The organism is Candidatus Electrothrix sp., assembly GCF_052785085.1.
In genome coordinates, this window is sequence record NZ_JALAAI010000030.1 from 24,620 (window position 1) to 32,073 (window position 7,454).

At 45.2% G+C, this 7,454-nt stretch carries 15 protein-coding genes and 1 pseudogene; 3 read left to right on the forward strand and 13 right to left on the reverse strand.

The genetic code is table 11. From position 1 onward, the window contains the following. Window positions 1-163 precede the first annotated feature (163 nt). Complete coding sequence (fbp, locus tag L2082_RS06990) at window positions 164-1,183, forward strand: class 1 fructose-bisphosphatase (protein WP_446010146.1); 1,020 nt, start codon at window positions 164-166, stop codon at window positions 1,181-1,183. A gap of 309 nt (window positions 1,184-1,492) precedes the next feature. Here fbp and L2082_RS06995 read toward each other — a convergent pair. Next, window positions 1,493-1,615 (reverse strand): annotated as a pseudogene (locus L2082_RS06995) (transposase); the annotation flags it as partial. Between the two features lie 267 nt (window positions 1,616-1,882). Continuing rightward, window positions 1,883-2,140, reverse strand: a complete 258-nt coding sequence (locus L2082_RS07000) for a type II toxin-antitoxin system RelB/DinJ family antitoxin (RefSeq protein ID WP_446010145.1) — start codon at window positions 2,138-2,140, stop codon at window positions 1,883-1,885. A 314-nt stretch (window positions 2,141-2,454) separates the two neighbouring features. On the opposite strand from L2082_RS07000, the gene L2082_RS07005 reads away from it, so the two are divergent. Continuing rightward, window positions 2,455-2,718, forward strand: a complete 264-nt coding sequence (locus L2082_RS07005; RefSeq protein ID WP_446010144.1) for an AbrB/MazE/SpoVT family DNA-binding domain-containing protein — start codon at window positions 2,455-2,457, stop codon at window positions 2,716-2,718. A gap of 2 nt (window positions 2,719-2,720) precedes the next feature. Then, entirely contained in the window at window positions 2,721-3,047 is a 327-nt protein-coding gene (locus L2082_RS07010; RefSeq protein ID WP_446010147.1) for a type II toxin-antitoxin system PemK/MazF family toxin, read from the forward strand. Window positions 3,048-3,206: 159 nt separating this feature from the next. On the opposite strand, the gene L2082_RS07015 is transcribed toward L2082_RS07010, so the two are convergent. The 11 genes from L2082_RS07015 to L2082_RS07065 all read right to left on the reverse strand — a co-directional run bounded on the left by L2082_RS07015 (window position 3,207) and on the right by L2082_RS07065 (window position 7,274). Then, complete coding sequence (locus tag L2082_RS07015) at window positions 3,207-3,470, reverse strand: Txe/YoeB family addiction module toxin (RefSeq protein WP_446010143.1); 264 nt, start codon at window positions 3,468-3,470, stop codon at window positions 3,207-3,209. Continuing rightward, window positions 3,463-3,717, reverse strand: coding sequence for a type II toxin-antitoxin system Phd/YefM family antitoxin (locus L2082_RS07020; RefSeq protein WP_446010142.1), 255 nt, complete (start codon window positions 3,715-3,717; stop codon window positions 3,463-3,465). The genes L2082_RS07015 and L2082_RS07020 overlap by 8 nt, the downstream gene beginning before the upstream one ends. Window positions 3,718-3,889: 172 nt before the next feature. Then, window positions 3,890-4,012, reverse strand: coding sequence for a hypothetical protein (locus L2082_RS07025; protein ID WP_446010141.1), 123 nt, complete (start codon window positions 4,010-4,012; stop codon window positions 3,890-3,892). A gap of 25 nt (window positions 4,013-4,037) precedes the next feature. Next, entirely contained in the window at window positions 4,038-4,340 is a 303-nt protein-coding gene (locus tag L2082_RS07030; protein ID WP_446010140.1) for a helix-turn-helix domain-containing protein, read from the reverse strand. Then, window positions 4,330-4,713: a type II toxin-antitoxin system RelE/ParE family toxin gene (locus L2082_RS07035; protein WP_446010139.1), complete on the reverse strand. Its 384-nt coding sequence runs from the start codon at window positions 4,711-4,713 to the stop codon at window positions 4,330-4,332. The genes L2082_RS07030 and L2082_RS07035 overlap by 11 nt, the downstream gene beginning before the upstream one ends. 157 nt (window positions 4,714-4,870) lie before the next feature. After that, window positions 4,871-5,134: a type II toxin-antitoxin system RelE family toxin gene (locus tag L2082_RS07040; protein ID WP_446010138.1), complete on the reverse strand. Its 264-nt coding sequence runs from the start codon at window positions 5,132-5,134 to the stop codon at window positions 4,871-4,873. A gap of 2 nt (window positions 5,135-5,136) precedes the next feature. Further along, on the reverse strand, window positions 5,137-5,358 hold the full coding sequence (locus L2082_RS07045) for a hypothetical protein (protein ID WP_446010137.1): 222 nt from the start codon (window positions 5,356-5,358) through the stop codon (window positions 5,137-5,139). Between the two features lie 421 nt (window positions 5,359-5,779). Then, window positions 5,780-6,064 (reverse strand): type II toxin-antitoxin system RelE/ParE family toxin, encoded by a 285-nt coding sequence (locus L2082_RS07050; protein ID WP_339136865.1) that lies wholly within the window; start codon window positions 6,062-6,064, stop codon window positions 5,780-5,782. A gap of 6 nt (window positions 6,065-6,070) precedes the next feature. Next, entirely contained in the window at window positions 6,071-6,352 is a 282-nt protein-coding gene (locus tag L2082_RS07055; protein WP_446010136.1) for a CopG family ribbon-helix-helix protein, read from the reverse strand. A gap of 317 nt (window positions 6,353-6,669) precedes the next feature. Further along, complete coding sequence (locus L2082_RS07060; protein WP_446010134.1) at window positions 6,670-6,984, reverse strand: HigA family addiction module antitoxin; 315 nt, start codon at window positions 6,982-6,984, stop codon at window positions 6,670-6,672. An 11-nt stretch (window positions 6,985-6,995) separates the two neighbouring features. Next, window positions 6,996-7,274 carry a type II toxin-antitoxin system RelE/ParE family toxin gene (locus L2082_RS07065; RefSeq protein WP_446010133.1) on the reverse strand — a complete coding sequence of 93 codons (279 nt, stop codon included), beginning with the start codon at window positions 7,272-7,274 and terminating at the stop codon, window positions 6,996-6,998. Window positions 7,275-7,454 lie beyond the last annotated feature (180 nt).

Below are 7,454 nucleotides of genomic sequence, written 5' to 3' on the forward strand. Positions count from 1 at the left end.
AATCGGTATTTCTTATGAAGCGAAAAAAGAAAAAAAATAAAGGGCAAAGCTCTTGTATGCCTGAAGCACCTCTGGATGATAAATAAATCTCTCTGATTTTGACGATATTCCAGCGGAAAAATTATAAACTACAACATACTGAGACTCAGTAACGGAGATATAAATGCCAAAAAGAAAAGGTATTACAGTCAGCAGGCAGCTCATGGACAGCCAGCAGATGCACCCAGAGGCGACAGGGGAACTCACTGGCCTACTCAATGAACTTATTGTGGCGGCAAAGATCATCAGTGCCGAGGTCAATATGGCCGGTCTTGCCGGTATTTTGGGGCAGTCGGGCAAGACCAATGTGCAAGGCGAAGAGGTGCAAAAACTGGATGATTTTGCCAACCGAACCCTGAAGCGGCGGATGGAACAATGCGGCTATATCTGCATCATGGGATCTGAAGAAGATGATGGCGTGATTCCGGTGCTGGACGGGTATGAGGGTAAATACACCTTGGCCTTTGATCCCTTGGATGGCTCCTCTAATATTGATGTCAATGTCAGCATTGGTACCATCTTTTCAGTGCATCGCCGCAAAAGCGAGGGCAAGCAAGGCAACATGTCTGACCTGCTGCAAAAGGGGAGTGAGCAGGTTGCTGCTGGCTATATTATCTATGGCTCCAGTACAGTCCTGGTGTACACCACCGGACATGGTGACGGGGTCCATGGCTTTACCCTTGATCCCAGTGTGGGCGAATTTTTTCTTTCCCATCCTGATATCAAAATCCCTGAGCAGGCCAAGTATTACAGTATCAATGAGGCCTATTCACGGTATTGGTATGATGAGACCCGTGACTATATCAAGAAGCTGAAAGAGATGGATGAGCAGGGCGAGCGTTCCTACAGTCTGCGCTATATTGGTTCACTGGTGTCGGATTTCCATCGTAATCTGATTAAGGGCGGTGTGTTTTTATATCCCCGGGATAAGAAGAGTACAGACAAGCCAGACGGCAAGCTTCGTTTGCTCTATGAAGCTGCTCCGCTTGCAATGGTTGCAGAAGAGGCAGGTGGGCTTGCCATTACTGATGACGGGCGTCGGATCCTGGATATTGAACCCAAGGATTTGCATCAGCGAGTACCCTTGGTGATAGGCTCCCGTGATGAGGTGAGTCTGGCAAAAGAATATTTTACAAAGGGTTGACGAACTCCCTCATACATCTTTCATTACAGGAATTACAGGGGTATAGATTGCTATACCCCTCAATCATCTTGACAAAATCAACTGGAAGTTGACCGGTATATTGGTTGCCGGAGGAACCCGTAAATCATTCAACTCCGCAGCTCTATTCAGCATAAACAGCTTTCGCAGACCAATCTTCTGAACCGCCAAAGGCCATTTTTTGGATTTGGTCTGATTCCATATTTTTTCGGTTTCTGTGCATTTGAATGATTCAATCATACATAAAATAATATCGCTTAACGATAGTATCGCCAAGAAAAACTATCTGTCGTGTCCGAACAGGTATTCCCGGTGTTGCACGCAGATGGTGACGAAATAGGCCCCGGCCTGCGAATAATCGTAATTGCGCAGGCGGATGGAACGGCGGTGGTGGATATCAGGGTTGTATAACATGGCGAATTATTGGATATACCGTGGTTTCGCAGGGGCAGATCCCTGTGCCTACCCTATCGGAACATACCGGGATGGCGGATGAACAAGGCGGAGATGGGGATCCGCCCCTGCCGAATTCCGAATAATCACCCCGGCCCGTGCATTATCATCATTACGCAGGCCGTAGATACGTAGGTCTTAATTGAGTATAACGAAATCAGATAATCCGAGCTGAAGAATCCTATTTCTTAAAATCCCTTGAAAACTGGCGCATCTGAGAAACTTTTCTCATGAGGGCCAGGTTTCAAACATCTCGTCAAGGCTGTCAAATTCCTCCACCTCCTCACCTTGCTGGCTTTTTACCAGGGTTTCGGCAATGCATTTATTCGGAATTTCAACAGGAAAAGGCAGTCCGTTACCGAGGCATATTTGACGATAGAATATCCGTATCGCCTCGGTGGGTGTCAGCCCCAAGCGTCGGAGAACCTGTTCAGCTTTCTCTTTGGTGTCCGGCTCAATTCGAGCATGTATGGTTGCAGTTTTCATAGTAGCTTTAGTGTAGCACGTATGCAACACACTGGCAAGGGTATATCAATACCTCTGGCCCGTGCATAATCGTAATTGCGCAGACGGATGGAACGGCGATGGTGGATATCAGGCACGTAGGTCTTAATTGAGTACAACGAAATCAGACAATCCGAGCAAAGAACCGTCTGCTTTCGTGGCACTCAAGCGGATCTACCCGGCTGACTCCATTGATTTGCTTGTTGCGTTTCTGGGGTGAACGGAATAAAATGTAATTACGGTAATTACACAAAGACGGAAGGCATTAATGACATAATCATACCCGGAGCAGAATTATGGGAAAAAATCTCAGAAAAAAGACGGTTAAGATTGTTCCTATCGGCAACTCTCAGGGAATTCGCCTTCCGAAAGAAGTGTTGCGGAAGTACGGCTTTGTTGATTCGTTGATTCTTGAGGAAACAGGCACCGGTCTTCTTCTCCGAAAACAAGAAAATAACAAACTTTCATGGGAAGAGACCTACAAAGCGATATCCGAGGAACAGGAGGACTGGAGCGATTTCAATGTGACGGTTGCAGATGGGCTGGAGGAAAAAAGTTGAAGGTGCAACGCTATGAGGTCTATTTTGCCGATCTGAATCCCACACAGGGCAGTGAAATACGCAAGGTTCGTCCTGTAGTGGTTGTCAGCCAGAATGCCATGAATAACCATTTGGAAACGGTTGTTATCTGCCCCCTGACCTCATCGTTGCATCCGACCTGGAGAAGTCGTCAGCAAGTTTCCTGTGCAGGAAAAGCAGCTGAAATCGCAGTGGATCAGATACGGACGATCAGTAAGACTCGTCTTCGGCAAAAACTTGATATCCTGTCCAAAACAGATGCATCCCAGCTGCGGAGGCTGATTTCTGAAATGTATGGTGAGGGGTCGTGATGGAGTAATTGCGCAGGCGGATGTAACAGCGGTGATGGATGTCGGGGTTGTATGACATGGGTATGTATCATTCCACGGTATTGTGGTAGGGGCGTTACGTGTAAGGGCGTTTTGCGAAACGCCCCTACGACGCAACGGAAAGGCATTGCCCCTCTGTTATCACGAATAATGGTACCTGCATGAAATAATAGTAATATACTGATCAGTCACAGCGTAAACCAACCTGTTTGCCTCATCAATTCTGCGGGACCAGAACCCAGATAAGTTCTCCTTTAACGCTTCCGGCTTACCTATTCCTCTAAAGGGATCACGCTTGACCGCATCAATTAGCTTATTGATCCTTTTCAGGCTTTTTCTGTCCTGGGATTGCCAGTAGATATAATCCTTCCATGCTTCATCGGTCCAAGCAAGCTGTCTATTCACGAATCAGCTCTCTTTCCTTTACCTGACCGTTGTTATACTGCATGATGGAATTTGTCAAATGTTCGGCATTGGCCGGAGTTTTGAGGAGGTAAAAGGTTTCCATCAGACTATTGAAGACCTCCAACGACATCACAATGGCATCCTCTCGGTCCCGCCTTGAAATAATTGTATAATCTGCATCATCAGTTACCTGATCCAGTACCGCTTTCAGGTTGTTTCTTGCTTCGCTAAAATTGACCACTTTCATGATTACCTCCTGACTTGTTCTGTTTGTTGTACAAGTTTAGCTCGGCGACATACAAATGGCAAGCGAATAATTGCACAAACGGATGGAACGGTGGTGGTGGATGTCCGGGTTCATTCATGGTCATGCGATGCGGCAGGGGTGGAACGTTGTAGGGGCACGGCGCGCCGTGCCCCTACCGAATAATCACCCCGGCCCGTGCATTATCATCATTACGCAGGCCGTAGATACCGTAGGTCTTAATTGAGTACAACGAAATCAGACAATCCGAGCAAAGAACCGTCTGCTTTCGTTGCACTCAAGCGGACCTACACGGCTATTTTTCAGCCTGTTAAGGGTACAGTCTTTCTTCCTTTTTGCGCCACCAATTTGTACCCCAAGGGTTTTAACAAGGAGGCCATTGTTTTCATGGTAATATTCGTCGACTTCATTGAGCGCATATTCTGAATAATAGAGGTTGAGATACCTGATTTTTCAGCAAGCTCCCTTACGCTAACATGCTCCTCTTTCATCGCTTCAAGGAGCAGTTCAGAAAAAAGAAACTGCGCATATTCTTTTTCGAATTTCTTTTTTTGTTCCGCATCGCTCATAATACGATCAAAGGTGGTCTTTTTTTTATTCTTCATAATAACATCCACTTGTTACCCTTGACATGTAACTCTTCATTCTTTTCAGGGCCAATGCCTTTTCTTTTTTTGGCAACTTTTGAGTCTTCTTGCGAAAACCATTTGTAATAATGATCTTTTTCCCTGTATAGAAAAATGACATAAACCGATCCGGCTGCGGTTTGAAGGCGAATATTTTCTCACCCTCGTTTCGGAATTTTGTAATATCAGATATTCTACCGAAATCACCGATTCTTTTAAAAAGCATCAATGTCTTTCGTTTTTGGGCATCAGAAAGAGTTTCAAAAAATTTAAGAGCTTCGCTCTCACCTTTCTCGTTGAAAAACCACTCAACGGTTAAGGTGTCTCCTTCGTATGCGATGAATTCTTTCATAAGAGTAGTGTATCATTATTATGATACAGAGGGCAAGCACTTTTGGACTGCTTACAGGTAATCACCCCGGCCCGTGCAGTATCGTCATTACGCAGGCACGTAGGTCTTGATTGGGTACAGCGAAATCAGACAATCCGGGCAAAGAACCGGCTGCCGACTATTTCATCTTGTATACCTCACGACGATGCCGCACAAAATAAATCGTGATACTTTCTTTCTCCTTACTGAACGTGTAGAGAACGCGGTAATCTCCGACACGCAATTTATATACACCTGACCATTGCCCGGTCAGCGATACCGGAGACAGTGAGCTGAAGTTCTCGGAAAGCCATCGAATCTTGGAGAATACTCGCTGGGCAACAGGCTTGTTCAGACGTTTTAAATCGTTGGCGGCAGTCGGAGTAAAATCTACCTGGTACATGCTTACCACTCTAATCCAAGTTGAGAAGCCACACTATCCGCTGATAACAAGTTACCGTCCGCCTGAGATGTATTCAAAGAAGCCTGCATCTCGCTTTTGAAGTCTTCCCGTAATTCCAAGCCCTCGTCCGGGTCTCGAAATATATCTTTCAATGTTTGGCGGACAACCTCCTGAATAAGGACGCGCAGTTCATCTACGCTTAAATCTGATACACGGGCTGACATTTTCTTCTCCATATAATAAGGTGTTGACATGGCGTCATTCGGAACCCTCTCTTATTTTGTTCCTTTTGTAGGATAAAGGCTGAAGATGTCTGTTGTCAACAGGAGAGATGGGGAACGCGACAACCGCACCCTGTCTGGTCCGGCCAGTGAATAATCGTCATTGCGCAGGCGGATGGAACGGCGGTGGTGGATGTCGGGTTCATTCATGATTGATAGTATGAACGGGGTTGGATGACGTTGTAGGGGCACGGCGCGCCGTGCCCCTACCGAGAATAATCACCCCGGCCTGTGCATTATCGTCATTACGCAGACACGTAGCTCTTGATTGAGTACAACGGAATCAAACAATCCGGGCAAAGAACCGTCTGCTTTCGTTGCACTCAAGCGGGCCTACCCGGCTATTGATTTGCTATTTTCCCTCTCAACTTAACCTTGCTCTATCCTGCCTTTCGTCCCACACCCTTAAAATTTCAATTACTTCGCCTTTAATTCGGTAGATAAAAGAAAACGGTATGTTGGGTATAGAAAACTCCAAGATATTATTATCTTGGATAACGTGCCCGATGTATGGACTCTCTTTTATTAAACCTTTTGTGCTATGAAATTGTTTTTGCGCTTTTTCCAGTCCTTGAGGAAAAACACTCTCATAGTAATACCTGAACCATTTTAAATCATTTAACGAGCTTGCTAAAAATTTTACCTGCATAATTTATTAGGTATCAGGGAATATATCCGGTTCAGGTACAGGAAGTTCATTTTCAATTCCCCATGAATCAACCCAAGCATCGACTGCCTCTTCAGAAACGAATGCTCCCTTATCAGCCTTCTTGATTGCCTCGTTAATAGCCTTTCTTTTCGCTGTTCTAGCCTGCAGGAAATTCTTGATTGCTTTGTTGGCAAGGTAGGAAGGTGTTCGGTCACCTCTTTTCGCTTCCTGTTCAAGCAGTGCCTTGGTGCTTGGATCAATCCTTAGAGAAAACGGAATAGTAGCCATAGTAGTTAGCTCCATAAAATTAAAAAGTATACGTCGTATACATTGTATACTTTTTAAAATTTCTGTCAACTTAAGAATCAACAGTGAACAGTCCCCGGCCTATGAATAATCGTACCTGCGCAGGCGGATGGAACGGCGGTGATGGGGGGATATTCATGGTTTATGCGATGCGGCATGAATGGTGCGTTGTAGGGGCACGGCGCACCGTGCCCCTACCGAATAATCACCCCGGCCCCCGTGCATTATCGTCATTACGCAGACACGTAGGTCTTGATTGAGTACAACGAAATCAGACAATCCGAGCTGCGGGTTCAATGTCATAAGGCAGGATGAAGAACTTGAAAAGGAAGCTGCCTGACGCATTTCCAACCTGTCGATGCATGTTCCGCATTCCACAGGTCAATATTTTGCTGAAGATTGAGCCACAACTTCGGTGTGGTATCAAATGCCCGTGCCAATCGCAGAGCCATGTCAGGGGTGATCGAACTCTTTTCATTTAATATTCTGGAAAGCGTCTTGCGGGAAACTCCCAGTTTTGTGGCCATTTCCGTAACACTGATCTCTAAAGGAACAAGATAATCTTCCTTTAAAATATTACCCGGATGGGTTGGTTTTCTTTTTACTTTATCCATGACATTACCTCTCAATGATAATCGGCATAATTGACGATATATGCGTCACCATCTCTAAATTCAAAAAATATACGCCAATTCCCTGAAACACGAACCGAGTATTGCCCTTTCAACGTACCGCTCAACTGATGAAGAAATGAACCGGGATAATTCATATCTTTAATATTTTCAGCAGCGTTTAATCGATCTAGAATCCTGGCAATCTTGAGAGCTTGTTCCGGGCGAATTCCTTTCTTCTTTCCAGAATAGAAAAATCTTTCCAGTCCCTTATGTTTGAATGACTTGATCATGCGATATATCGTAACCCCGCAGGTTACATTTGTCAAGTAACGTACCAGCTCTGGGGAGCATTCCCAAAAAGTAGGAATGTATTTTTTTTTGGCTGTTGCTCTGTTTTTGCAAGACATCAGGATCAATTTATGGAATTAACATTACCCTAAATCAATCTTTCAAACTCAGGACAGCAAATC

Coding starts and splice junctions, on each gene's coding strand:
- fbp (WP_446010146.1), top strand. CDS start 164: ATGCCAAAAAGAAAAGGTATTACAGTCAGCAGGCAGCTCATGGACAGC.
- L2082_RS07000 (WP_446010145.1), bottom strand. CDS start 2,140: ATGAAAACTGCAACCATACATGCTCGAATTGAGCCGGACACCAAAGAG.
- L2082_RS07005 (WP_446010144.1), top strand. CDS start 2,455: ATGGGAAAAAATCTCAGAAAAAAGACGGTTAAGATTGTTCCTATCGGC.
- L2082_RS07020 (WP_446010142.1), bottom strand. CDS start 3,717: ATGAAAGTGGTCAATTTTAGCGAAGCAAGAAACAACCTGAAAGCGGTA.
- L2082_RS07030 (WP_446010140.1), bottom strand. CDS start 4,340: ATGAAGAATAAAAAAAAGACCACCTTTGATCGTATTATGAGCGATGCG.
- L2082_RS07035 (WP_446010139.1), bottom strand. CDS start 4,713: ATGAAAGAATTCATCGCATACGAAGGAGACACCTTAACCGTTGAGTGG.
- L2082_RS07040 (WP_446010138.1), bottom strand. CDS start 5,134: ATGTACCAGGTAGATTTTACTCCGACTGCCGCCAACGATTTAAAACGT.
- L2082_RS07045 (WP_446010137.1), bottom strand. CDS start 5,358: ATGTCAGCCCGTGTATCAGATTTAAGCGTAGATGAACTGCGCGTCCTT.
- L2082_RS07050 (WP_339136865.1), bottom strand. CDS start 6,064: ATGCAGGTAAAATTTTTAGCAAGCTCGTTAAATGATTTAAAATGGTTC.
- L2082_RS07055 (WP_446010136.1), bottom strand. CDS start 6,352: ATGGCTACTATTCCGTTTTCTCTAAGGATTGATCCAAGCACCAAGGCA.
- L2082_RS07060 (WP_446010134.1), bottom strand. CDS start 6,984: ATGGATAAAGTAAAAAGAAAACCAACCCATCCGGGTAATATTTTAAAG.
- L2082_RS07065 (WP_446010133.1), bottom strand. CDS start 7,274: ATGATCAAGTCATTCAAACATAAGGGACTGGAAAGATTTTTCTATTCT.